The 26,197-nt window shown below is 46.0% G+C and carries 20 protein-coding genes; 7 read left to right on the top strand and 13 right to left on the bottom strand.

Annotated elements, in window-relative coordinates:
* Position 1 precedes the first annotated feature (1 nt).
* On the top strand, positions 2 to 2,521 hold the full coding sequence (locus DLM76_RS04300; protein WP_118964442.1) for a penicillin acylase family protein: 2,520 nt from the start codon (positions 2 to 4) through the stop codon (positions 2,519 to 2,521).
* 54 nt (positions 2,522 to 2,575) lie between these two features.
* On the opposite strand, the gene DLM76_RS04295 is transcribed toward DLM76_RS04300, so the two are convergent.
* Positions 2,576 to 3,880 carry an ankyrin repeat domain-containing protein gene (locus DLM76_RS04295; RefSeq protein WP_118964441.1) on the bottom strand — a complete coding sequence of 435 codons (1,305 nt, stop codon included), beginning with the start codon at positions 3,878 to 3,880 and terminating at the stop codon, positions 2,576 to 2,578.
* 276 nt (positions 3,881 to 4,156) lie between these two features.
* On the bottom strand, positions 4,157 to 5,155 hold the full coding sequence (locus tag DLM76_RS04290; RefSeq protein ID WP_158586368.1) for a ligase-associated DNA damage response exonuclease: 999 nt from the start codon (positions 5,153 to 5,155) through the stop codon (positions 4,157 to 4,159).
* A gap of 52 nt (positions 5,156 to 5,207) precedes the next feature.
* Between DLM76_RS04290 and DLM76_RS04285 the strand changes: the two genes are divergently transcribed.
* Entirely contained in the window at positions 5,208 to 5,819 is a 612-nt protein-coding gene (locus DLM76_RS04285; protein ID WP_118964439.1) for a uracil-DNA glycosylase, read from the top strand.
* Here the strand turns inward: DLM76_RS04285 and DLM76_RS04280 are convergent.
* The 7 genes from DLM76_RS04280 to DLM76_RS04250 form a co-directional block, all read right to left on the bottom strand.
* Positions 5,785 to 6,750 (bottom strand): alpha/beta hydrolase family protein, encoded by a 966-nt coding sequence (locus tag DLM76_RS04280; RefSeq protein WP_241548172.1) that lies wholly within the window; start codon positions 6,748 to 6,750, stop codon positions 5,785 to 5,787. The two genes, DLM76_RS04285 and DLM76_RS04280, sit on opposite strands and share 35 nt — an antisense overlap.
* A gap of 17 nt (positions 6,751 to 6,767) precedes the next feature.
* Positions 6,768 to 7,841 (bottom strand): alpha/beta fold hydrolase, encoded by a 1,074-nt coding sequence (locus DLM76_RS04275; protein WP_118964438.1) that lies wholly within the window; start codon positions 7,839 to 7,841, stop codon positions 6,768 to 6,770.
* 93 nt (positions 7,842 to 7,934) lie between these two features.
* Positions 7,935 to 8,465: a peptide-methionine (S)-S-oxide reductase MsrA gene (gene msrA, locus DLM76_RS04270; RefSeq protein ID WP_118964437.1), complete on the bottom strand. Its 531-nt coding sequence runs from the start codon at positions 8,463 to 8,465 to the stop codon at positions 7,935 to 7,937.
* A 46-nt stretch (positions 8,466 to 8,511) separates the two neighbouring features.
* Complete coding sequence (locus tag DLM76_RS04265; RefSeq protein WP_118964436.1) at positions 8,512 to 9,885, bottom strand: porin; 1,374 nt, start codon at positions 9,883 to 9,885, stop codon at positions 8,512 to 8,514.
* Between the two features lie 174 nt (positions 9,886 to 10,059).
* Positions 10,060 to 11,208 carry a hypothetical protein gene (locus tag DLM76_RS04260; RefSeq protein WP_118964435.1) on the bottom strand — a complete coding sequence of 383 codons (1,149 nt, stop codon included), beginning with the start codon at positions 11,206 to 11,208 and terminating at the stop codon, positions 10,060 to 10,062.
* A gap of 12 nt (positions 11,209 to 11,220) precedes the next feature.
* Entirely contained in the window at positions 11,221 to 12,147 is a 927-nt protein-coding gene (locus DLM76_RS04255; protein WP_118964434.1) for a DMT family transporter, read from the bottom strand.
* Position 12,148: 1 nt separating this feature from the next.
* On the bottom strand, positions 12,149 to 12,562 hold the full coding sequence (locus DLM76_RS04250; RefSeq protein ID WP_118954797.1) for a MerR family transcriptional regulator: 414 nt from the start codon (positions 12,560 to 12,562) through the stop codon (positions 12,149 to 12,151).
* Between the two features lie 122 nt (positions 12,563 to 12,684).
* On the opposite strand from DLM76_RS04250, the gene DLM76_RS04245 reads away from it, so the two are divergent.
* The 3 genes from DLM76_RS04245 (at position 12,685) to DLM76_RS04230 (ending at position 19,179) form a co-directional block, all read left to right on the top strand.
* Entirely contained in the window at positions 12,685 to 16,131 is a 3,447-nt protein-coding gene (locus DLM76_RS04245) for a hypothetical protein (RefSeq protein WP_118964433.1), read from the top strand.
* A 367-nt stretch (positions 16,132 to 16,498) separates the two neighbouring features.
* Positions 16,499 to 18,211, top strand: coding sequence for an acyl-CoA dehydrogenase family protein (locus DLM76_RS04235; RefSeq protein ID WP_118964432.1), 1,713 nt, complete (start codon positions 16,499 to 16,501; stop codon positions 18,209 to 18,211).
* Positions 18,212 to 18,522: 311 nt separating this feature from the next.
* Complete coding sequence (locus DLM76_RS04230) at positions 18,523 to 19,179, top strand: CatB-related O-acetyltransferase (protein WP_118955173.1); 657 nt, start codon at positions 18,523 to 18,525, stop codon at positions 19,177 to 19,179.
* Between the two features lie 100 nt (positions 19,180 to 19,279).
* Here DLM76_RS04230 and DLM76_RS21655 read toward each other — a convergent pair whose 3' ends face one another.
* On the bottom strand, positions 19,280 to 19,636 hold the full coding sequence (locus DLM76_RS21655; protein ID WP_167450706.1) for a hypothetical protein: 357 nt from the start codon (positions 19,634 to 19,636) through the stop codon (positions 19,280 to 19,282).
* A 254-nt stretch (positions 19,637 to 19,890) separates the two neighbouring features.
* Here DLM76_RS21655 and DLM76_RS04220 point away from each other — a divergent pair, with 254 nt between their 5' ends.
* The gene (locus DLM76_RS04220; protein WP_118964431.1) at positions 19,891 to 20,685 is read left to right on the top strand and encodes an SDR family NAD(P)-dependent oxidoreductase; all 795 of its coding nucleotides are present in this window, start codon (positions 19,891 to 19,893) and stop codon (positions 20,683 to 20,685) included.
* 17 nt (positions 20,686 to 20,702) lie between these two features.
* On the opposite strand, the gene map is transcribed toward DLM76_RS04220, so the two are convergent.
* Entirely contained in the window at positions 20,703 to 21,461 is a 759-nt protein-coding gene (gene map / locus DLM76_RS04215; RefSeq protein ID WP_118954803.1) for a type I methionyl aminopeptidase, read from the bottom strand.
* Positions 21,462 to 21,681: 220 nt separating this feature from the next.
* On the opposite strand from map, the gene DLM76_RS04210 reads away from it, so the two are divergent.
* Positions 21,682 to 22,704, top strand: coding sequence for a cyclic nucleotide-binding domain-containing protein (locus tag DLM76_RS04210; protein WP_118964430.1), 1,023 nt, complete (start codon positions 21,682 to 21,684; stop codon positions 22,702 to 22,704).
* 19 nt (positions 22,705 to 22,723) lie between these two features.
* On the opposite strand, the gene amt is transcribed toward DLM76_RS04210, so the two are convergent.
* Positions 22,724 to 24,823, bottom strand: coding sequence for an ammonium transporter (gene amt, locus DLM76_RS04205; protein WP_118964429.1), 2,100 nt, complete (start codon positions 24,821 to 24,823; stop codon positions 22,724 to 22,726).
* Positions 24,824 to 25,101: 278 nt separating this feature from the next.
* Positions 25,102 to 26,196, bottom strand: a complete 1,095-nt coding sequence (locus DLM76_RS04200) for an MltA domain-containing protein (RefSeq protein ID WP_118954806.1) — start codon at positions 26,194 to 26,196, stop codon at positions 25,102 to 25,104.
* Position 26,197 lies beyond the last annotated feature (1 nt).

Genomic DNA, 26,197 nt, shown 5'->3' with positions numbered 1-26,197 from the left:
TATGAAAAATTTGATCGATCGTTTCTTCGATTTTTGGAATCGAACTCCCGTCTGGATCCGCAGATCCTCGGTTACCATTCTCGTTCTCATCGTTCTTGTAAAAGTCGTTTTTTCACTTTTGATCTTTTGGAAGGCTCCTCGTCTTTCGGGAGAATTGAAGGCCCCCGGACTTGCAAAGCCCGTTTCCGTGATTCGAGATTCGTACGGGGTTCCGCATATCCGATCGGAAGATTCTTCGTCCGCCTACTTTGCGTTAGGTTATGTAAGCGCGAGCGATCGTTTGTTCCAAATGGAAATTCTCCGAAGAGCCGGCAAGGGAGAATTATCCGAAGTTCTCGGGGCCGATCTGATTCCCGCGGATATTTTTTTAAGACAGATTCTTTTACGGAGAACGGCGGAGAAGATGTTGCAGGAAGCGACCAAAGGAAACCCGCAGATTTTGAAAGAGCTGGATTCTTTTTTGGAAGGGATCAATTTCTTTTTAAAAACGGAACCGCTCCCGATCGAGTTTACGATTCTGGGTTATCAGCCTAAGCCGTTCGATCGGCTCGACGTTTTGAGCGCCTTATCGCTGTTATCTTTTTCGTTCGCGGAAGCGTTACGAACCGATTCTCTTTATACGATCCTGGAGCGAAGACTTCCGAATCGAAACGTCGCCGAAGCGTTTCCGAGACACGATACGGAAGATCCGTTTTCGATTCAGGAGAATCAGCCTTCCTATTCTCCTAAAAAATTGGCGGAACGCACAAAGGGATTCCTGCCACTCGCTTCCGAATCGAAATTTGCTAAAGCGACATCGAATGAACTTTCCGAATTCGGTCAGGTGATTCAAAGAACGAACAAGATTCTTTCGGATCTTCCGTTGTTTTTAGGGAGCAACTCCTGGGTGATCGGACCTTCCCGTTCTTCCACCGGCGGCGCGATTCTCGCGAACGATCCTCATATCGGTTACGGGAATCCAGGAACTTGGTATGAGGTTCATCTTGTCGCGGGAGATCACGAAACGTACGGATATCATCTTCCGATCTTTCCGTTTCCTTTGATTGCGCATAACGCGAAAAAGGCGTGGGCTTTGACCATGTTGGAAAACGACGACATGGATTTTTACGAGGAAGAACTGCATCCTGCGAAACCGAACTTGGTAAAAGAAAAAGGAAACTGGGTTCCCGTTCAGGTTTTTACGGAAACGATTTCCGTAAAAGGGCAAGACCCGGTTTCAATTCAGGTTCAAGTCACGTCTCACGGTCCGATCGTTTCCAAACCGATTCACGGTTATACCGGTCCGGTCGTTTCGATCTATTGGATCTTTCATCATCTTTCCGTGCCCATATTGGAAACGATTTATTCTTTGGGACGTTGTGCTTCCTTGCAGGAATGTTCCACCGTTGCCGCAGGTTTACCGGCGCCGGGACTCAACGTTTCGTATGCGGATGCGAGCGGTAACATCGCATGGTGGGGCGTGGGAAGATTTCCGATTCGCAAAAAGAAAACGAATACGCGAAGAATCTTAAACGGAGCGACGGGAGAAGACGACGTGATCGGTTATGTTCCGTTTGCGCAGAATCCGAAGCTCATCAATCCGCCGGAAGGAATCATTCTTACCGCGAATCACGTTCCCACGCAGGACATCAAAGGATACGGAAAACCGGAAGGATATTGGCAGGAATCGGATCGGGCAAGAAGGATCTACGAACTTCTTTCTCAAAAGAAAGAATGGTCCGTGGACGATATGAAAAAGATCCAAACCGACGTTCATTCTTTTTCAGCAAGAACGATCGTGCCTTTGATCTCTCTGGAATTGGAAGAGGATAAGAATTGGGTCGGAGTGTTTCGCGAGGCCTTGGATATATACCGTCAATTCAACGGTGAAAACACGTTGGATTCCGCAGGGGCGACGATCTATCATACGCTCAATCAATTCGTAATGTTGAATCTATGGACGGACGAGTTCGGGGAATCCGATCTGAGCGTGTTCGGGGAAACCGCGGAAAGATGGAACGCGTATAAATCGCTTCTTGCGAATCCGAAATCCGATTTTTGGGACGATCTTGCGACCATCGAGCGCAAAGAAACGAGAAGGGATATTCTGATCCGTTCTTTTTCGCAAACGGTCCGTTACCTTGCTAAAGAACACGGAGGTTCTCCTTCTTCTTGGAAATGGGGAGACGCGCATAAGATCACGTTTGAACATCCGATGGGAAAGGTGCCCTTGCTTGCGGGGATTTTCAATCAAGGGCCGTTCCCCGTCGTTTCGGGCGAATCCGTGGTCAATCTGATGAATCATAAGGAAATCAATCCGAAGATGACTCCGAAAGTCGGTCCGTCCAAACGAAGAATCATCGATCTTTCTCATCCTGAAAATTCCTGGTCCGTGTTGCCGACCGGAAACTCGGGAAATATGGGTTCTCCGTTTTACGGGGATCAGATTCGTATGTTTTTAAACGGAGAACATCGTTCGATCCGATTTACTCAGTCGCAGATCGAAAAGGATTCCAAATACGTATTGAAATTCGTTCCGTAAGAATTCTCCGCTTCGATCGTCTATCGGTCGATGCGGAAATTACATGCGATCTTTCTAATACATGTGATCGATCATTCTCGCTTCGAAATTTTTGGATCGTTTGAGACAATCGAAGGCCTTTCGTTTCCGGAGGCCTTCGAACAGCTTGGTCATCGCGGCCGCATACGGAGAATTTTCCTCTTCTCCCATCGAATCGTAGTGTTCGCGCCAAAGTTGAAAATCGAAACCGTGCTCCTGTTCGAAGGAAGCAAAGCCTTCGTATTTCCAATCTCCTACGTAGTAGTCTGGATCGAAAAGATCGCTCATGCTCATCGTCGCGCCTTCGATGACGAACTGAAAGACGAGCGCGTTCGGATTCTCCTTTGCAAAACCGCGGATCGCGTTTTCCGCAAAATCGATCATCTTCTCGACCTGAAACGATCTTTCGAACGGGTCCTTGGAAAGTTGAATTCCTTTTTTCGTTTCGAGAAATGCAAGAATTTCTTTTCTGGTTTTCGTATCGGCGATGCTCAAAGCGGAATTCGGATTTTCCAAATCGGGATTGGCTCCGTTTTCCAAAAGATATTTAATGATCGCAGTTTTGTCTTGAGGGCCGGGGCGACAGGCAAAATGAAGCGGGGTATATGCGTACGAATTCGGAATCCAATCGGAGGCCGCGTTCAAATCTCCTCCGTGTTTGTGTAACAACTTTAGAATTTCCAAATGATCCGAAGGATCGTGACTGAACGGTCCTAAACATGCTTCGTGAACCGCGTTTCTTTCGTGGATCTTGACGTTCGGATTTGCCCCTTGTTCTTCGAGCAGGTAACGAACCAAGTCGAGTTTTCCGAGATTGGCGGCTTTGGGAAGAATGGAATCCTCCAGTTTTACTCCTTGGTCAAAAAGAAATTTCACGCATTCCAATCCGCTGAACGCGGCGACTTCAAGAAGAGTATAACTGGAATTTTTCAGGTTCGGATCTTTCAGATCGATTCCCTGTTTCTGATATAATTTTAGAATGTCGATTTTTCCGGCGTTGGCGGCTTCAACGACGTCGGCGGGATCGGGCAGAATCTTTTTTTGAAGAAGATATTCGGCGACTTCCGTTTTACCTCGATCCCTGCAGGCATAAAAGTGAAGCGAGTTTTGATTGGAATCGCGCGTATCTAACGAAAACCCGAAGGTTTCCAATAGTTCCAAAACGGCGGGGCTGTTCTCGCTGGCGGCAAAGAAAAGCGGAGAATTTCCGTAGAATTCCGTTCCTCTGGATTCGAGTTCCTCTTTGATTTTCCGGACCTCGTTCTTTTGAATCCATTGTATCAAAGCGTAACGATGTTCCGTTCTCGCCTTCTTCAGCTTGGGTTGTTCGGTTTCGTTCATAGATTGGCTCCCCGTTTGATAACCGGGATCGATTCAATTTTTGTAATGAAAATTAAAACGAATCCGGAATCGGAGATTCAATCATAAATAATTTTTTTCCAAAAATCCTATCGCTTTATAATTAGAAGTGAATCGTATTTTTTCAAGGGAACTAAAGAAAAGAATATTATAATTTTGAACTATTGAGGACTTGTTTCAAGTCGGAATCTGCGGGAGCTCCATACGTTCCGAAAAATCCGCGAAGAAATCCTTTGAACGGAAAATGTGGGAACTCCTTCAAGATTCGAATTCTTCCGAATGAAACTTCGTTTTGAGCGTTTTTGCGTTCTTTCCTGTTTCTTTCAAATAACGCACTATGTCTTTTGTATCTCCGTGCGTGAGAAGAATTTCTTCCGCTTCTGTCGCATGAATCGTTCCGATCAATTCGTTCCAATCCGCGTGATCCGATAATACGAACCCCTTGTGAAAACTTCCGGCCTTTCTGTTTTTGGAAAGCTGCATCCATCCCGAACAAAACGCGCTTCGAATTTTTTGCGATCGCGGATTCGGGATCGGAACACCGGGAGGCGCGATGAAAACGGAGGGATGTTTGACATTCTCCGTAAACTGATCGAGGGCCTTTGCTTGTGGAAGGGAAACACCCGATTCCTCGTACCGTTTGTTCATGGAAAGAATCGAATCGTGGACGTAAAAATCCAACGGAGTTCCGGCCGACTCCGCCGCGATCGAAAGTCCCTTGAGAATTCTCTGCGCTTTTCCCAATGAATATCCGTATAAAACGGTGATTTCTCCCAGTTCGTGATTTTCCAAAATGTAGTTTAGAATATTCTGAAATACGAATTCCGATTTTTCCCAAAGATAATATGGTTTTGCAAAGGTGGCTTCGGATAGAAAAGTATCGCATCGTAAAATTTCGATCGGTTCGCAGGTAGGATCGGGAACCGTTTTGTAATCTCCGCTGATGACCGTGATTCTTCCCTTATATTCGATCCGAACCTGAGCCGATCCCAAAATATGACCGGCGGAATGAAGACTGATCTTAACTCCGTTGCGATAAACGGCTTGTCCATAACGAAGAGTTTCCACGTTCGCTTTCGGTCCGAGCCGTTCCTGCGTGAGAGAAAGACCGGGTTCCGCACAAAGATAATGACGAGAACCTCTACGAGTATGATCGGAATGTGCATGCGTGAGAATGGCTCGGGAAACTCCTTTCCACGGATCGACATACACGTCCGCTTGGGGAACATACAATCCCGCTTCCGTTAGAACGATCATTTCCATTGACTCCAGAGAAATTCTTTTTCAATTTGGATGGAACGTATTTTCGATGAGCAAAGAAGAAAAACTCAGAAGACTCGCCCTCGTTCAATCCGAGGTTTCCGCCTGCAAACTCTGCAAGCTTCACACGACTCGAACCCAAACCGTTTTCGGGGAAGGCAATCCGGATGCGGAAGTCGTTTTTATCGGGGAGGGGCCGGGCAAACAAGAGGACCTCACCGGCCGTCCGTTCGTGGGTCGAGCCGGTGAACTGCTGACAAGAATCATCGAAAAAGGAATGGGGGTTCCGAGAGAATCCGTTTACATCGCGAACATCGTAAAGTGCAGGCCCACCTTGGATATGAAATTCGAAAAGGACCGTCCTCCCGAAGAAGAGGAAACGAGAGCTTGCGCTCCGTATCTTTTGAGACAGTTGGAAATCATTCAGCCGAAAGTGTTGGTTACGCTCGGCAATCCTTCCACAAGATTTATCTTAAATACCAAGGAAGGAATTACCAAACTCAGAGGAACCTGGGGATCGTTTTTCGGAATTCCGGTGATGCCTACGTATCACCCTAGTTTTGTGATCCGCAACGGCGGGGAGAATAGTCCTCTCAAACGCGAGGTTTGGGAGGACATTAAGAAGGTTATGGATTTGCTGGGATGGAAGCGGTCTTCGTAGTTTCCGGTTCTTTTTCCTTCAACCAATCGGCGATTTTCTGATAGATGTCTCCGGGCGCGTCTTCGTATGCGAACAATCCTAAGTGATCGTAGTCGATCGACATTCCGTTGTCTCTTCCCGCTTCCAGATATTCCTTCTTGCCTTTTTTCCGTTTGTAAACGGGATGAATGCTTTCCGTAGGGGATACGTTGTCGATTCTTCCTCCGATAAAAAGGGAAGGAAACGTGGTAGACTCGAACGACTCCCAGGTTTTCGGATTCTCTTCAAGCGTGGGCAAGTAGTTAAAAAGATTCTGATATACGAATAGAGTCGTAGGGTCGTCCTCGTCGAAGGAAATGAACCGTTTGCAGAAACTGTCCTTGTTTTTGCAGGAATTGGTCAGATCGGTTCCGAATCTTTTTTCCGCCTTCATCTGTTCGATAAAGCTATCGTTGTATTTGTAATCCATTCCCGTTCCAAGAAAAAACGCTTTGGAAATATCGGGGATCTTCTTCGCTTTAAAAGAATGTAATACGGCTTGTCCTCCGAGCGAAACTCCTCCGAGGATGTATTCTTTTTTACCGGTGACTTTCTGGATTCTCGCGATCACGTCGGGAATCAGATTTTCTCCGATCTCTTTGAGGTTCACCGATTTATGATCTTCGAAATGAAGAAGCCAAACCGAAAATCCATTTCCGTTTAAAACTCCGATCAAACCGGATTTATCCCCGAGATACAAAGCTTTTTTATTGATGAACACGGGATCGACGAGAAGTACCGGTGGATAATTGGAATTCTCATAGGAGAAGGTCGTCAAAAAAAGATTCGGTCCTATGTTCGCCGTTTGAGAAGTGAATTTCTGTTCGGTAATGACCACATAACGCGTGCATCCGAAAAGAAGCGCGATCAGCAACGACGCGACCGCTGCGGTTTTTAATTGTATAAATTTCATTCTTGAGTCCAATTCGATTAGTTTCTTTTGTCCAGCCAAGCGACGAGAGGAACGAAAACGTCCCTGTCCGCATTCTTCCCGACGATCAAATCGGTGTGACCGTAGTCGTCGGAATGATTGTTCGATCTAGACGCGATGAACAACGTTTTATCTTCGGAACCGATGTTGTCGTATGCGTAACGAAGAGAATAGGACATTCCTAATTTATCCCTTCTTCCGGCGATCAACAAGGTCGGAATCTTGATGTTTTTGAGTCCGTTCGAATACGAGATCTTGTGATCTAAACTGCGGATTTCCCCGCTTTCGGCCAGATCTTTGAACTGAAGAATTTCGTTCTTCGCGCCGGGGTTGATCGACGTCGTTTTTACGTCGGAAAGAATCGAAGATTCGATGTTCGGTTTGTGCCAGAAAAGTTCTTCGAACGATTTTTGAGGAAGAAACGGAATTCCCGTTCCTCCTTGGATTCCGGCCCAGGTTTCGGCGGGAACGACCGGCCAAAGATTCATCAGCCAAGTTAAGGAAGTCCAGCGTTTGAGCGCGGAATTCGGTGGATCCATGATCGCGGGGGAGCCGATCGCCACGAAGTTCGCGATTCGTTTTTCGCCGAGGCTTCCGATTCTCGAATAGATGATCATCCCGCCCATGCTGTGACCGACCCAGTTTACCTTATCTTTTCCGGTCGCGTTTAACACGTGTTTAATGGCCGCGTCCACATCGTATCGGATGTAATCGTCCATGCTGTATGAAAATGTCTTATCTCCGAAGAATAAGGAAGGATAACCCGCGTCCCTTCTTCCTCTCAGATCCAACAACCAAACGTCGTATCCTTCTTTTTGAAGTCTTCCCACGATGGAACTTTTCTCGTTGATCTTAAGATAGGTTCTGTTTGCGATCAATCCGTGACAAAGGATCACGGGATATTTTTTTGGCGGATGACCCGCTAAAGGAGGAAAGTGTTCGAGAGTTAAATCCCAACCGTCTTCCGTTTTGGGATGATGCATTTCGCCTTGAAGCTGAATGCTCGCCTTACACTGGGAAAGAAAAATTCCCAGAAAAAGAATCCAGAATGTTCTTCGAATTTTCGCGTTCATTGAAGAAACAGTTTATCGTTCGTTACAAGAGGATCAAGTAGAATTTAAGATCGAAACTTGTTCCTCTTCTTCCGCGAAAACTCGAAGCGAATATTAGGAATTTACCTTTTTGACCTTAAAGCCGGTCTTCAAATATTTATCGATCTTCGGTTTAACAACGTAGTGGCAATACGGTTGTCCCGGGTTGGATCGAAAATAATTCTGATGATAATTCTCCGCGGGAAAAAATTCTTTCAGAGGTTCCACCTGCGTTACGATCGGATCCGAAAAATGCGAGCCCGCTTTTTGAATCGATTCTTCCGCTTGTCGCTTTTGTTCGGGAGAATGATAGAGAATGATGGAACGATACTGCGTTCCCACGTCGTTTCCTTGTCGGTTTAACGTAGTAGGATCGTGACAGATCCAGAAGATCTCCAAAATTTCGGGATAAGAGATTACCTTCGGATCGAACGTGATTTGAACGACTTCCGCGTGTCCGGTCGTTCCCGAACATACGGAACGATAATCGGGGTTGTTCGTATGTCCCGCAGAGTAACCAGATACGATGGTTTCCACTCCATCCACCATTTGATACACTCCTTCGAGACACCAAAAACAGCCGCCGCCTAATGTTGCTTGTTCCATACCTTACGATTCGAACCGCGATGCAAAAGGTTTCAAGAAGTTTCCGTTAAATCTTTACGGTGACCGCAAAGACCACGAATTTTTCCTCCTTGGAATTCGATTTGTCCCGGTCGAACACCGCGTCATACGAACGGAAATATCTTCCTTCGAGACGGACCATCGCGTTTTCGTTCGGGATATAATCCAAGGTCAAGGTCGCTCCCGAGGTCAAAAAACCGTTTCTGGTTCCGGTTTGTATAATCGTTTGTTCGGGATCGTACATTCTTTCGAGGCGTACCGAGGTTCGGAAGACTTCGATCGGTCTATAAGTGATCCAAAACGTTCCGTGATACCACTGCCGATATGCGTTGACTCCCGGATCGGGAACGCGCTGAATCCCGACGTCCCCCGATGCGGCGACGATGAAAAATTTCGTAAAATGATATTGGAATATTAGGTTGTTATAATATCTTGTCTGACGGGGCTGATTGTCCGGCGCTTCGTTCCCCACGAAGGTGTTGTGGACGATCTTGAACTTATCCGTGAATTTGTATTCGATCTGCGTTCCGATCGCTTTGTCTCGGTTGGTTTCGGTGATATTGGACCATCCGTTCATCAGATGGAGTTGAAAGGAAAGTTTTTCGGAATATTGATACGAAAGACGAAAGCCGCTTGAATAATACGGAACGTAGTCGAGAGCGAGGGCGCGGGTATAATTCCAGTTCGAATGCGAGATCCAGCTTTCGAGCCCGATATTCCCGAAATAAATTCCCGCGTCCAACCAGAGATTTTTTGCGAGTTTGATCCCCGCATACGCTTCTTGAATGTTGCGAACGGAAACCTGATTGGAATTTTTTTCGGAGCTTACTTCGTTTTTGTAGTTTGCGTTCACGGAGTTTCCGAATTGAAACGCGAGTCTTCCTCTATATTGATCGGTTTCGATTTTTCCGTCGATATGCGCTAAGTTGATGTTGATTTCGTCCCAACGCGCTGGCTGCGTCAGATATTTGTTGTCTCTCGAAGTCGGGCGATACGGATTGTGCGCGTAATACGAATCCACAAAGAATCCGAACTTCGGTCCTTGATTTTTCGTTTTCGGTTCTTCGTCTTCCTTTTTCGGAATTTCTTCCTGCGGCTGTGATTGGATTTGAGTTTGTCCTTGAATGGACTCCGAGTTTTGCGCCGAGGCGGGGTTCAGCGGTTTGGGTTCCGATTGTTGGGAAGAATTGGGATTCTTGGTTTGCGTTTTCACATCGGGCCGGGATTCCGTTTGAATCGATACAGTGGAATTTTTTTCTTGAGCGTCGAGCGAAGCGAAACAAAGAACAGCCCCTAAGAAATAGATCGAGATCGAAATTCTTCGTTTAAAAATCGCTGCGGGAATCGTCCGCTTTCTTTTTTGAAAGTGTTCTGACTTTGTAAGATTCCGTTTTTGGTTCATGATTGAATCTTAATGAATCGATCTCAAAATACAAGAGGCCGACCTCGAATCTCCCATAAGGAAGCGTCTCTTTTAAGTTAAGAAAGAATTAAGATTCTGCGCGCGATGCTTTAAAAATCCAGCTAAAAAGAAAGACCGATCCTAAAATCGGAGGATCGGTCTCGACAAATCATTCTAAAATTTTGCGACGTAACCCAGACTCACGATAAAGTGATGTTTGGGAAGGTGTTGCTGCTGATAGGAATTCAGCAGATGGTTTTTGGAAGCCGTATCCAAAGCGAGGGATTGGATTGCGGAAGCCATCGTCTGATTGTAAGTTCCGTGAATTTTGGAAGGGTCCGTTTCTTTTCCGTCGTTTGCGTTCGAGTCGGAAGCGACTCCCGTAGGTTTCGCGTAGACGCGGTCGTTGTCAAAAAGATATTGATCCGGTCTGTAAACATCGCTCACGCTTACGTTCACGTCCTTGAAGTTCAGCTGAACTTTTGCTGTAATATCCGTGACTCCCGATCTTCGATCGGTGTTGTTGTTGAAATATTGATAACCGACTTGCATTCCCGGCGTGAGCTTCCAATCCTTTGTTAGCTCGTATTCATGACTGATCGCGGCTCTGTGATGACTGTTTCCCTGATTGAGTCCGTTCGTTTCCGAAGACAAGCGGAAGTTGGAAACGAGTTCCGGTTTGAGATAACTTAGGTAGGAAGGTTTCCAACCGAGAGTGTAATTAAAAAGACTCGCGTTCGAAGGGTAGTTCGCGCTGTTCACCGTTAAAAATCCGGTAAAGAACTGACCGATCGAAGTATTCCATTCGAAAACGATCTGACCGATAAAATAATCCCGGACGCCGTTGTTTTCTTTTCGTGGACGAACTTGATTCGGATCATAACCGAGCTGACCGGATTGCAAAGATTGAACCACTTTGTTCGTTTCATCCGGACCACCGGGACTGGATTGGTAAAAAAAGTCGTTGTCCGTATTGCTTCTTCCGATCAAAGGGTTTGCCGAAATCAAATTTAAACGGAAGCCGGGGATGGGAGTAAGGAAGTTCACGAACGTTCCCAAAATCAAACCCGGAGAAACATCGGTATACGATTCGTTGTTTCTGCGGCTGAGTCTTTCGCCGAATAAACTGTTTCCAAAAACGAAGACGTCGTTGGAAAGGGACTGACTGAAACCGAACTCTGGTTTTTTATCCGTCGCCTTTGGGAGATTTTGCGCATTATCTTCCGGAATCCCGGAGTTGATATCCGGACTTTGTTTGTCTTGAGCGGATAACGAAGTTGCGATAAGAAGAAGTGGAAGAAGAACTCTAATTATATGTTTCATTTTTTTGTTCCGTTAATTCGCCGCGGACGTTTTTATCTCCGGGCTCGTTTGTATTTTTTTCGCGCTTGAGTTGACCACGAAAATTCCGGCAATCACGAGAATGGCTCCGAGAATATCGAAGTAGTTCAGAGATTCTCCCAAAAACCAAGTCGTCAACATTGCGACAACCGGGACCAAGTTTCCGAATATGGCCGCCTTATCGGGACCCACCTTTTGAATTCCGTAATTCCAAAAGAGATAACCGAAAAACGTAGTGAACACGGCCATATAAAGAATCGCAAACCAAGCGTTGCTCGGAAGAACGGACCAGTTTAAATTCGATTCTCCCGAAAAGAGAAGAAATAAGACCAAGGCGATCATTCCGAAAAAAGAAGTGAAAGTGGTAATCTGGATCGTGGAAACTCCTTTGAGATATTTTTTCATTCCTACCGAATAAAACGCCCAACAGATCGTCGCGAGAAAGATGTAAACGATTCCTTTTCCTTCCAGAATATTTCCGAGCGCGGCCGAGTTGCCGTCGGAGATGACAAGAAGAACTCCCGCAAAGGAGACTAACGTTCCGAAACATTGGATCCAAGTGATCTTCGTTTTCAGGAGAAAGTAGGAAAGAAACGCGGTGATTGCGGGGCCGAGTGCGATTACGATCGCCGCGTTTACCGGAGAAGCGCTTTTCATTCCCAAAAAGAAAAACGAGTTGAATCCGAAAACTCCCGCGACTCCGAGAAGAAGCAGACTTTTGAGATGTTCTCTGTCGACTTTGAGAAGTTTTTTATCCGTAAAGAATACGAAGGCGAACAACAACACGGAAGCGATCGCGAAACGAACGGCTCCGGTCTGCGCGGGCGTAAAGTGATGTAACGCCTGTTTGGCGACTTCGAAAGTCGTACCGGTAATCAGCGCGAAAAATATCAGAAAAAGATACGGTTTGAATGATTTCATCTTAACTCTGTTCCTCCTGGTAAAGACGGGTTTCGAATTCCTTGATTTTGTTTTTTGTGAGTTTGATCGTAATTTCTAGATCCTTCTTTTTTTGCTCCAGGGTCGCGAGATGAGAGGAAAGAATTCGGATTCTTTTGTTCAAAGGAGGTTTCAGATTTTCACCTCTGGAAATCTTTTCCAAAAGACATCCTTCCTTTAGGAATTCCTTAATATCCTTCAGAGGCATGTTGAGTTCTTTAAGAGTCTTAATATATTTTAGATAATTCAGATCCCTTTGAGAATACTTCCGGTCCTTTCCGTGATTTCTTTCCGGCTTGGGAAGAATTCCCATTTTTTCGTAATAGCGCAGAGTATGCTGACTGAAATTCGTCAACTCTGAAATTTTGGAGATACTGAGGGCGAGCGGCTGGTTCAAGCGGGATTCTCCTTAAATCTAAAAGTTGGACGAACCTAGAGTCGGCTCTAGGTGAGTAAAGGTTCAAAAAAATTCGATTTCAAAAAAGAATCAAAAAAAGATTCCGTTTTTGTTATGTTTTTATGACACAGAAATCGATTCCCTCCTTTACAAAAACCGATCTTTCCTCAGGGAAGTTGGCCGAAATCATGGCCGATCGGATGTTGGTGAAACAGTCGTATCGCGATTCTTTTTGGAAAGCGTTCGAATCCAAAAAAAAGAAAAAACTTACCTCCGCATTCTTGGATCAATTCGAAAAACTGCACGGGTTTCGTCCTCCCGAAGAAATTCTGGAATGGGAAAACGTCCGCATCGCTTATCAGGAAATCATGTACAACGTGAGCGATATTTGGAATATGATCGATCACGGAAGCGGACTTCAGGACGAGGAAGATTATGAAGAGGATTATGAAGAAGAGGATCTCGACGAACAGGACGAAGACGACGACGGAGATTATTATCCCGATTACAGAGCGGTCTCGTTCCAAAAATTTTTGCTGAGTCAATCGAACACGATCGAAGAAAAAGTGAACGCACTGATCGGATCGTATCAAGGTCTGATGTTTTTATTTACCGGAGTCGCGCATTTCGGATCGGACGGAGGAGGGGACAGTTGCTGGGTCAATCTCCTTCCGCACGCGGAAGGTTCCGCCGAAGTGCATCGTTACAATCACGAAATCGGAGAACTCGAAGACGAACCGTTTTTTTCCATCAGCCATTTTATCGCGGCCAATTGGTCGAATGAAGACGACGACTACGACGAGGATGATGACGAAGACGATGAGGAGGACGGAGAAGAATCCGTTCCCGATATAAGAGTGGAATCCGTGATGGATTCGAAAGTTATCAAACAATACGAAAAAGAAGCGCAGAAGAAATACGATCAAAGACCGTTTTACACAAAATCCTTGGATCTTTTTGAAAGAACGTCCTGGTTGCTCGGGCATACTTATGGAGATCCGGCTTATGCGTATGCGGAAAAACTCGCTTCCGCTCCGAACTTTAAGGATTGGGAAGAAGAAAAAAAGCTGCTCGGCAAATCCCATTCTCTTGCCGCGTATTGGATGCTCGCACACTACTTTATGAAAAACGAAAGCGCTTGCCGCGAGGCCTGCGAACTTTCCAAAAAACTTTCGGGTGAAATTCTTCCCGCGCTCGCGAAGACGATTCTTGCTCTTCTCGACGGTAAAAGCGATTCGATCGGAAAATTGAATGCGAAAAAACTTCAGGAATTACGCGAACAAACATTCCGCAACTGCGACTCGAAGCAGATCGAACCGGCCAATCGAAAACGTTTAGAAGAAGCGACGGGACTTGCGGGAAAGAAAAAGATCGCAACCGCCGATCTCAAAAAAAGAATTCAAAACGGAGCCGATCCTTTGTCGATCCTGGAAGAATTTCCGGAAGACGTGGAAACGCACGACTTTCTCTTAAAGGAGATCGGTAAGAAGGATACTAAGTTCGGTAAACTCGTAGAGCAATACTTCAAAGAAAGAACGGATTCGAGTTATAACGAATGGCCTTATAAAAAAGAGGATTTGGATCCGCGGCTCTCTCTTCCCGTGTCCGCTGCGTTCCGTCAGGGATTGCATTACGATTCCGAAAACAAAAAAGCGTACGCGGGAATCATCAAAACATTAGGAAAATTTGATGATGCAAACGCGATGAACGCGTTTCGGGACGCGATTCAAAAATTGAAACAAGACGACAAACGTCTGGAAGAAGTGATCGAATGCGTTCTGGACAGCGAACGGGAAGAGGCGCTTTCGATTCTTACCGAAGCGGCTTGGAAATTTTTCGAAACGATGGACGCGGCCTTGGAAAAGAAGAAGAAGGTGCAAGACGAAGGGCCGAACCTCAACAATATATTCACCGTTTTCAGTTATCTGCAACGCGCCTTGAACGAGCGTCTTCTCACCGGGGACGAGGAATCGGGAAAACTTGCGAACAAGGTTCTCACCTACCGCAACCAACTCAGCATTTTCGGAATCGCATTGGGATATTCTTTCGCCGTTTCCGCAAAGCTCGGTTTTAAAGAAAATCTGGAATACATCCGCACCTATTTGGAAATGGGTTCGCAGATTAAGGGAAGCGGAGGACGCGATTCTTATCTGGAATTCAATCAGTTGGTCAATCTTTCCGAAGGCGCGATGGCTTGGACGGTTCTGGATCCGGCTTCCGCAAAAACGGGACTCAAAGAACTTTTGGAAAAGGCGGAAAAGAATTCGAGCCCTGGAATCGCGATCGATCTTCAGGCTTGTTACCTTTCCGGTCTTCTTCTTTTGGAACCGAACCGGGAAGAATGGATTCAGTTAGGACATAGAATTCTCGGAAACAGAGGAGAAGAATATCGAGCTTACGGTCCGATTCGCGCCGTCGGTAAGGCGAAGATTCAAGAGTTGAAGCAGCATTTGTATTATCACGTGTACGCCGATCCGAATCCGATGGTGGATTATACTTGGACATACATAGAACACGTTGCGCGCCATTCCTGGTCTCAACTGACCGATAAGGAATTGCCTCCTTTCGACGACGATGACGAATACGCGAACCGGCTCGCAAAAAATCCAAAGGATCTTCCCGGAGGAATTTTAAAACCGGAGAAATACAGCATTCAACACGTGTTTCAAAATATTAAAGAAAAGAAATATAAGGACGCGGACGTCGTTAAGATCGGCGGACCTTGGCTGGAGGAATCGCTTCGTTATTCCTGCGACGAATATCGATACGGAGGAAATTACGATCGATGGGAGGCGATGAAAGCGCTTTTTATCCAAGGAGAAGCCGCAATTCCCGTTTACGCTAAAATATTAGAACTTCCTCATGCAGGTTCGGATTGGAAATTGTATTGTCTTCAATTTCTGCGATTCATCGAACCGGAGGCGAACAAATGGTCTCAGGTTCTGACGATGGACGAAAATACGATCGTCAAAATTCTTCAGACCAACCCTTCCGAATGGGCCGCTTGGGGAGATTTGTTGAGTGCGAAGTTGTTTCTTCTCAAAGGGAACGAATCCTTCGAAAACTTTTTTTCTCTGCTCAAACGAAGACTCGGTTTCACCAACCCTCACAGTTATACTTCCTCTTCGACCGAAGAAGCGCTGGCTTCGAGGTTGCCGAGAATTCTCCCTTGGTTCGGAAAGGAAGGGGATCAAACTCTGGAACGTTTGTGGCAGGAATCCAAAAAAGATTCCGAGGCTCGTTATATTCTCGATACCGCCGCTCGGAAAAGTCCCGATTTGGAACTGAAGGAACTTCCCGAAATTTCCGAAGAAGGAATCGAACTCGAACAGAGAATCAACGGGGGAGAATACGGTCCTCGCGCTTGGATTTCTTTGAGTTCGAAAGAAGTTCGATTCGGAATCGAAGAATTTCATCTGCACAGCATTTTGGAAAATTCCAAGACGGAATCGAAATTGGATTCTTCTCTGCTTAAAAAAGATTCCGCAAAGACCTTGTCGGATATTTGGAAGATGGCGCAAATTCTCGGTTATACGGTCGTGAAAAAGAAGGCGAAGAAAAAGCGCTGAGAATTCGGTCGAGTCGTCGTTTGTCGGTCCTTTCAAGCGAGGGCCGACTCGATGACAAAGACGCCGCTGAAACGCGTCACGGAAGGACGAAAGATGCGGAAGTCTCGTCGAAAACCCGCGCGATTCTCTGAAGGTCGCGGTTTGTTCTTGGAAATTGGTCGGAAGTCCGGCAACTTTCCCGGAATTTACTGGGCCTTTCCTGCGCTTCACGTTGGAGTTCCCACAAAATCGTAGAGAAGTTTCACGAAACAAACGCTCGGCGTCGGTAAAACGTCCCTTTATCTCATTTTAAAATGTGGGAACTCCCACATTTTTCCTTTTCTCCCCCTTTCCGATCGCTTACACTGGTGGAATCCACGGAGGTTCCATGATTCAGAACAATTACTTTTCGGACACGCAGGACATTCAGGATCATTTCGAACACATTCTCCCCTGGACCGAAATCATACTCGATTACGAAGGCGATTTTTCCGACAACTCCGACGGAGGTCCGACCAACCCGTCCGAAGCGAAAGAATATTATAAAACCGTGTTGGAGACGGTGGGCGATCTTGCCGGAAACATTCTTTCACCGCACGTGGCGGAACTCGATCGCGAAGGACTCAAATTCAAGGACGGTAAAGTCGAGTTTCCGCCGAAGATGCTCGAACTCGTCGCAAAGGTGGTCGAAGCCGGAGTGCAAGCCTACGGATTTTCCAGAAAATACGGCGGACTCGGAATTCCCTGGTCAGTGAAATCATTCATTTCAGAAATCTTTTATAGAGTGGACGCGTCACTCGCCATTGCCATCGGTTGCGTGAACCTCGCCGAAATCGTGGAACGTCACGCGAGTCAAGCCATGAAGGACGAATGGATTCCCCGTCTCGCCGCAGGAGAATTCGTCTGCGCGATGGGGTTGACCGAGCCCGATCACGGATCGGACTTACCGAACCTTCGAACCAAAGCGACCAAGGATTCGAACGGGAACTGGGTCTTAAACGGAACGAAACGATTCATCACGCACGGATGCGGATTCGGAGACACACCCGCGATTCTTTTAACTCTTGCGCGTTCGGGAGAAGTCGGTTCCGGTGCGAGAGGGCTTTCCTTCTTCTTAGTTCAAAGCACGGACGTTCAGATCGCCGGAATCGAACACAAACTCGGACTTCATTGTTCTCCGACTTGCGAAGTAGTATTCGAAAATTCTCCCGGACTTTTGATCGGGGAAGAAGGATACGGACTCGTAAAATACACGATGGGCATGTTGAACGGGGCAAGAATGGGAATCGCGCAGCAATCCACCGGACTCGCGACCGCGGCGTATTATGAAGCTCTAAAATACGCAAAGGAAAGAATTCAGTTCGGCCGACCGTTGATCGAAATTCCCGCTGTCAAAAAAATCATCGACCGAATCGAAAGGGAAACGATCGCGATGCGTTGTCTCACTCTGGAAGGTTCCCGCGTAATGGATCGTTATTACTGGAGAGCGATGCGTTTGGAAAAACAAGGAGCGAGCGAAAAAGAAGCGAAGAACGATACGGTGGTTCGCTACTGGGAGAAAATCGCGAACGTGCTCACTCCGATCAGCAAATTCTATTGTTCCGAATCCTGTTTGAAGGTCGTCAGCGATGCGCTTCAAATTCACGGAGGATCGGGTTATACCGAAGACTACGATATCGCGAGAATTTATCGCGATGCAAGAATCACCACGATCTACGACGGAACTTCTCAGATTCAGATCAACGCGAGCATCGGAGGAATCACTTCCGGTATGACTCATACCTTCGGAGAATATTTATCCGAACTCGTAAATCAGTCGGATTCATCCCTCACTCACAAATTGTTCCACGGGTTTCAGGAGCTGGTCGGGCTATACAAAGACCTTCCGGGAAGGGAGGACAAGGATACGTATGCGGAAGAAATCGTTTTTACTTGTTCGAGACTTTTAGCGGGGATGCTTCTCGAACTTTCCTGTAGAAGAATTCCCGAAGACCGCAAACAAATCCGTCTTAAACACGCGAAAGATTATCATCTTGATACACTTTCCGTGTTGGAAGGAAATCTTGCAAAACTCAAAGAGGTGAGCGGGGTTCCCGCGTAAACTTCTTTGGTCGTTCGATTTCGGAATTGACTTGGAAATAGGATGGATCCAATTTGGATCCATCATGAGCCTGTAAAACCCGCCTCAATTTCGGGAATATTCTGTTTTCTGAATATTCTTCTTTGCTTTTCAATTTAAATAAAAGTAGAATCGCCGCTTCGTTTCTGAGGAAACGGGACCGAATTTTTATCGGCAAACCCGTTTTCCGAATTCATACTTGCGCTTCCTAAAAGGAGCGAGGTCGTTTGCGTTGGCGACGAGCGATTCCCAATCATTAACCCGAGTTCCCTTCTGCGATGGGAGGTTTATCCATGCAAGATGCAAATTCAAATTCGTACGGACCCGATCCGTCCACACCACATCCGTTTCCTCAATTTCCGAGAATCGGATTCTTAAAAAACTTCATTCGATCTCCTTTGATCGAAGTGGGAGATTATACCTATTACGACGATCCCGATGGGGCCGAACATTTTGAAACGAAGAATGTTCTGTATCATTACGACTTTCGAGGCGACAAACTCGTGATCGGAAAGTTTTGTGCGATCGCGACGGACGTGAAGTTCATCATGAACGGTGCGAATCACAAGATGGATGCGTTCTCTACCTATCCGTTTGCGATCTTCGGAAACGGATGGGAAAAGACCATGCCCCGACCGGAAGAATTTCCGAACAAAGGAAATACGATCGTCGGCAACGACGTTTGGATCGGAACCAACGCGGTGATTCTTCCCGGCATAAAAATCGGGAATGGAGCGATCATCGGTGCGTATTCGGTCGTAGCGCGAGACGTTCCGGATTATGCGATTGTCGGAGGAAACCCCGCTCGGGTGATTCGAGAACGATTTCCTCAAGACGTTCAAGAGAAACTCCTAAAGCTACAGTGGTGGGATTGGCCTCCCGAAAAGATCACAACTTCTTTGGAGTTCTTGACGAATCTCGATTTCCAAAAACTGGAAGAATTCGCTTAACAAAAATGATTTCGGCTTATTTTTTGATTTCGTTTAACAAAGTAAGTCGTTCTATTCTGCATCGTAACTGCCAACCCAATCTCGCCGGCAAAAAACCGCTCTATTCCATTTTTTGAATGCAGGAACGGTTTTTTCGATCGAAAGGATTTTCCACTTTGGAAGCGTTCGTAATCCATTGTTTGCCGGTTTTAGAACATTGATAGAGAATGGCGCCGGATCGATCGTGATAACCGATCACTTCCTTCAAAAGGGAAACGAGTTCCGAGTAGAGCTTTCGTTTTGCAGAAGGATCGGAAGTTTTTCCGAGTTCGATCAAGATCGGAAGTGCCTTTCGGAAAATTTCCGAATCTTTTTCTTTTTCTCCGCCTTGTCGAAGCAGTGTTTCAAGGGCTTCCACCGAGGTCGGTCCCGAATTTTCAAGATCGATCCGATCGGTGAGTTTCGAAAATTCCTCCAAAACGAAACTTGGTTTTCCTTTATGCGCAAAAACGGAGTGGAAACAAACAAAGATAAGTGAGATAAAGACGATTCTAAGATTTTGAAATTTCGAATGCATGACCGTATTTTATTCAAAACATATCCCTTAGGAAGCATTTTGCTAAACGTACGGAGAAATTATAAGATCGGTCGATAGAATTTCCTAATTTGTTTAACATGAATCGGAATTCATCGAAATGATAATTCTGAAGATTTGAATGGAAGGAAAAGAATATGAAATACGAAGTCGCTTTAATTACGGGTGCCTCCGGCGGACTCGGAAGGGAGTTTTCAAAACAGCTCGCAGAACAGGGAACGAATCTGATTCTAACCGATATTTCCGCCAGTTCACTCAAAACGCTACAGAGTGAATTGGAGAAAAAATACAAGATCAAAGTGGAAACCGTAGCCGCTGATCTTTTCAGCGAGGAAGGAAGAGAAAAGATCGTTTCCTACCTTGCCCGCAAAAAAATAAAACCGGACCTTCTCGTAAATAACGCGGGACTCGGATATATCGGAGACTTTGCAACCGAACCGGAGTCGAGCTTTTTGACTACGATTCGAGTGAATATAGAAGGACTCGTTCATCTTACGCGGAAAATTCTTCCTTTGTTTTTGGAACAGGGTAAGGGAAGAATTCTGAACTTGGCCTCGAGCGCCTCGTTTCAACCCGTTCCGTATTTTACGATTTACGCCGCGTCCAAAGTGTTCGTCGTGTATTTCACGGAAGGGTTAAGTCGTGAACTTATCGGGAGCGGAGTCACGGTACATGCTGTTTGTCCGGGGCCAATTCGAACTCCTTTTTTTTCTAAAGCCTTTCCGGCTGGGTTTCGAACTCCGGAGTTTATATGGCTTACGCCCGAAAATGTCGTAAGAACCGCTCTTACGGGAATGGACAAGAATAGAACGATAATCGTTGTAGGCTTGGTCAATAAAATTCAAAAATTCTTAGCCTCGCTCGTGCCGATCGGATTTGCCGCCTGGCTGGGTTCTTTGTTGTTTTCCGTCGGAAAGGGCAGAAAGAATTAGAATTTTTGAATGTCCTTTTAAACTCCGTTGCTTGCCGTCAAAAGGATCGGCTTGTCGTCCGTAACGACGATCGTGTGTTCCTGCTGTGCAACGTAGCTTCCGTCGCGAGTAACCAGCGTCCAACCGTCCGAAGTCTCCAAAGCGATTTCGGATTTGGTTGAGATGAACGTTTCGATCGCAAGGACCATACCCGATTTTAATTGTTGAGAATAACGTTTGTCTTCGTAACAAGGAATATATTTCGGGGCTTCATGCAGGCTCGAACCGGTTCCATGTCCCATGAGATTTTTGATGACAGTGAATCCGTAAGACTTCGCTTCTTCGTGAATCGCTCTTCCGATATCGCTGATTTTATTTCCGGTCTTTGCGGCCGATAAACCCTTGTAAAGCGAGGTTCTGGAACAATCCACCAAGGAATTCAAAACGGGATGACCTTGTCCTAAAATAAAGGAACTCCCGTTGTCTCCGAAATAACCGTCTAACTCAGCCGACACGTCGATGTTGATGAGATCCCCCTCTTTCAGAATTTTTTTGGAGGACGGAACTCCGTGCGCGATCTCGCGGTTCACGCTGATGCAAGTCGCACCGGGAAAGTTGTATGTAATCGCGGGCGCGGATCGAGCGCCGTATTGTTTCAAAAGTTTTAGTCCGAATTCGTCCAGTTCTTTCGTGGACATTCCCGACTTGGCGAAGGATTTCATTTCTTTCAGCACGAGTCCGACGATTTTGCCGATTTTTTTGAGTCCGATCAGATCTTTTTCCGTTTCAATAGACATACGATTTCTCCGTCCCAAGCTTTTCCCGCGTTGATTTAACGTCAATGGATTCTAAATCGAATTCTCCATTTAAAAAATGATATAACCACCGTTATCATAAGACAACCGATAATCTTTTCGAATGAATCGGGAGAATGCGGCTCCTTTTTTTCAAAATAGTTTAAGAATCCCACCAATTGATTCGTCTCTTCTTTAAAATTTAATATAAGAATTCGTAACGATGCCACCTGAATCACCGAACTTACTCAATCACATTCAACCGATCGATTATTCCAAAGGTCAGATTATCTTTCGTCAAGGAGATCAATCCAAGGATCAAATGTTTTTTATTTCCAAAGGTTCCGTCGTTCTTTCCGAAACGGTGGATCATAAGGAGCGCGCGATTTGCCGCATTTACGAGAATAACTTTTTCGGAGAAATGGCGCTATTGACCGGAGGAAAAAGAACCGCCTCAGCGATCGCCGCAACCGACGGAACTCGTTTGATTTCCTTGGACAGCAGCATCATCGAGAATATGATTCATAAAAATCCAAAGTTCATGTTTCGGCTTTTGCTAACCGCGGCAAGCAGACATTATAGGGAGGAATTGAATTTCACGAAACTTAGTTCTTTCATTAAGATCGATCCGTCGGATTTGGAATTTGCGGACGATTACGAAACATGCAGAATTCATAATTTAGCCGTCATTACGAAAATCTACGGACATCTCAGTAATTATTATTCTCCCGGAAAATACGTTTTTCATTCTGGAGAACCCGCGTCCGAAAAACTTTGGTTCGTTTTGCAAGGAAAGCTGGTGTTAAGCAAGGTAGCAAAGGACGGAACCGAATCCGAAATCCGCGACTATCATCCCGGAGATCTTCTCGATCTTTCGTCTTTGATCGGTTCCAACCCGAGAGTTTTTTCCGTAAAAGCGGTGGACGACGTCGCCGTAATCACTTCGATCGATCGAAACCTTCTGTACCGAGTTCTTACATTAAACTCAAAACTCTTCTTCAACGTCTTTAAGACGATCGTCTATGACTTTACGATTTTGAATCACTGTTTCAAACTCAGTAAAGAAGCGGAATCGAATCTTGGAAACGGAGCAGTCGAAGCCGCGACCGCCGCAGTGCAAGAAACGGTAAGGGAAGAAGTCAATGGAGAAGGTTTGGACAAATTAGCGGAACAGGCATCAAACGCGAGCGAAGCGGAGTTACAGACCGCGGCTTCCGATCCGGAACCGGAAACCGCAAATTCCTAATATTATAAATTTCTTACGTTCAAAATCCGAAGAATAATTCCTCGGACGGGGATTTTATTCTTTCGGTTAGAATGAACGTATCGACTTTTCCTTTCCCTTTGATTTCCACGTCTTCTCTTTTCTCCATCGCGAATTCTTCCGAGATCAGATTCGCTGTGGACGGAGTGACTTGGATTTGTCCGCTGAGTCCGTGCGATTCCATTCTGCTCGCTACGTTGACCGCGTCTCCCCAAATGTCATAGATGAACTTTTTGGTTCCGATCACTCCCGCTACGACCGGCCCGGTGTTGATTCCGATCCTCATATCCAATTTGAGATTTCCTTCTCGGATTCGGAATCGTTTCAATAAATCCATCATTTCCCAAGCCATATGAGCAATCGCTAATGTATGATTTTGTCTCGGCTGAGGAAGTCCGCCCACGACCATGTAGGCGTCTCCGATCGTTTTGATCTTTTCCAATCCGTATTTTTCCGCCATCAAATCGAAGGCGGAAAAGACCTTGTTTAGTATCCGCACCACTTTTTCCGGATGGAATTTTCCCGCGATTTCGGTAAAACCTACGATGTCCGCGAAAAGGATCGTCGCTTCGTTGAAACTCTGTGCGATTACGGAACTGTCTTTTTTGAGTTTATCGGCGATCGGTTTCGGCAATACGTTTAACAATAACTTCTCGGCTCTTTCCTGTTCTTTCTGAACTTTCGCGTAAGCCTTTGCCAATTCTTTTCTGGCTCTTTCGTTTTCTTCCAAAGTGTTTCGGACGGTTCCGAGAACCTGATTGTAACGGTTCGCGATCTGGCCGACTTCGGTGAACGGTTCCACCGGAACGTCGTAACTCAAATCTCCGGTTCGTTTCTGATGTTCCATCACCAAAAATAGATCGATAAGCTCGGTGGTAGCCTTGTGTTCGGAGATATTGAGTCCCTGGTATTCTTCCTCCAGATCCACTCTGAGTTTAAAGAATCGATTGATGATCGAAAAAAGAATATAAGAAGTTCCGAATGCGAACGCTCCGATCGATACGATTCCCACCAATTGAATCTGAATTTGTCCCCAGCGAGTCAGACCCGAATTGAGGATCTGGAGATTTCCGAAAACTCCCACACAGAGCGTCCCGAAAATTCCCATTCCCAAGTGAACCGGGACCGCGCCGACCGCGTCGTCAATTTTCAGTTTTTCTAATATATCCTCGATGGGGGAAACGAGCATCCCCGCAAAAAGTCCAATGACTCCCGCTTCCACCGCGTTGACCACGTTCGCACAGGCGGTGATCGCCACGAGTCCGCCGAGAGATCCGTTTAACGGGAGAACGGCGTCCGGATATCCTTTGCGGAACCATCCGATAAACAAACCCGAAAACATCGCGGCTCCAGAAGCGAGAACCGTATTCAATAAAACGGTAGGGACGTGACGGTCGAAGGCGAGTGTGCTTCCTCCGTTGAATCCGAACCAGCCGACCCAAAGGATGATTCCGCCTAACATCGCTAAGGGGAGATTGCTTCCTGTAACCTTGCGCGGAGCTTCTCCCTCCACGAATCTTCCGGCGCGCGGACCGACCACGAGCAGAAACGCGAGAGCGACCCAACCGCCGACGCTGTGTACGACGGACGATCCCGCAAAATCACGAAACCCTAATACGGACAACCATCCGTGGGTTTCGGATTGATACAATCCCGCCCAAACCCAATGCCCCGCAACCGGATAGATAAAACCGGAGATAAGTATGGTGGATATAACATAGGAAACGAATTTCAATCGTTCGGCGATCGCACCGGAAACGATTGTCGCCGCGGTTCCGCAGAAGACCAATTGAAACAGAAAGAATGCCGGGCTCCAAACGTCGTCGGGAGGAAATACCGGAAGATACCAGGATGTTCCCACGATTCCTTTCCAGGAATTTCCGAACATCAGACCGAATCCTACGAACCAAAAGAGGACCGTTGCGATTCCGAAGTCGGCGATGTTTTTGATCGCGACGTTGATCGAATTCTTTGCCCGAGTGAGACCGGATTCTAAGATTAAAAATCCGCCCTGCATCAATAGAACCAAACCCGAGCAGAGTAAGATCCACAAAACGTCCGTTAGTGTTTTTTCAGTCGCGCCCATAAACATCAAATGCATGCATACTTCCTGTAGAATTGAATCCCGTAGTCTCTATCTCTTTGTTTATAAAATCGGCAAACGAACGTTAGTCTTTGAAAGAATAACGCGGATCGCTTTTTGAATCTTGTTAGATGAATCAAAAACAGAAGTTCATAACGTTGTAAAACGATTTCTTAGAATTCGCGTTAAGATTCGAATCGTTATATTAAGAACCGAACATTATGATTAAAATTGAATACGTTTTTTAAGGATTGGATCGAGATGGAGGCAAGCTGCGGATTCTTTCGGAAATTTGTTTATTTCTTCGGCAATATTAAAAGGATCCTTCCTTGGGTTTGAATCCTTCCGGCCTGCTCTTCCGCGTGTTTTCCGGTGCCTAAGAAATAATCCAAGCGTCCGTGCCCCGTAATCTTAGAACCCCGATCGTGAACGAACACGATTCGGTTCGATTCTGCGAGCAAAGGTGAATCGAACGTAAGCAAAGCGGGAATTCCTAAAGGAATGTTCGGGTCCATCGCGACGGATCGTTTCGGAATCAATTCGATTCCTCCGCTTCCCCGAGGTGCGGACGATTCGCGTTTAAAAAAAACGTATCTCGGGTTTTGGAGAATCGCGTCTTTTACTTCTTTAGGATATTCTTGTATACAGTATTTGAGATCCGAAGGGATCAGACTTTTGCAGATTCCTTGTAAGGATTCTGCGGGGCTTCGATATTCTTTTCCGTTATCCGAAGCATACGTTATGCGAAACGGATTTCGTTGGCGAATTTGAAGCACTGCGGAACCTTCGAGCTGAGCGAGATGAAGATCGGTGATCTTCACGAATGCGATGGCCTTCGTTTTGCTTTTCCAAACGGAGGAATCGGATAATTCCGCTCTGGTTTCATAAGATACAAAGTTTCCGTTCACGATTTTACCGATTCGTCTTCCGTCCGTTTCCTTTTTAACGATCAAGTCGGAAGGAGTTTCCAGGATCGGATACTGAAATTCTCCTTCGGGATGAAGCCTTCCGTTTATTATGACTTCGTAATATCCTGTGATCTTTCCGTTTTGAAGATCGGCGGTTTCCAAAAACTCGAAGGATTCTTGAAGTTCCTTCTTTCTTTGCTTAGGATTCCTTTTCTGGAAAATTCTCCTTAATTGTCCGATGGACTTCAGCATTTCCTTTTTATCGTAGGACGTTTTCCGAAATTCGATCTTCCAATCGGAAGGAAGGCGTTCATAATACGATTCTGATTCTTTTAAGGCACGATGAAGAGATTGTAGATCGTCGTGATGATGCAACGAAGGAGTTTCGGTCACACCGGTAAAACCGGATTCTTCCAAACCTTTTGCGAAAGAAGAATAAGATTGAGCGGCGAGAAAAAGGATTACGATCGAACGGAACCGCATT

The organism is Leptospira yasudae (genome assembly GCF_003545925.1).
GTDB classification, from domain to species: domain Bacteria; phylum Spirochaetota; class Leptospiria; order Leptospirales; family Leptospiraceae; genus Leptospira; species Leptospira yasudae.
This window is presented reverse-complemented; position numbering and strand designations above follow the sequence as displayed.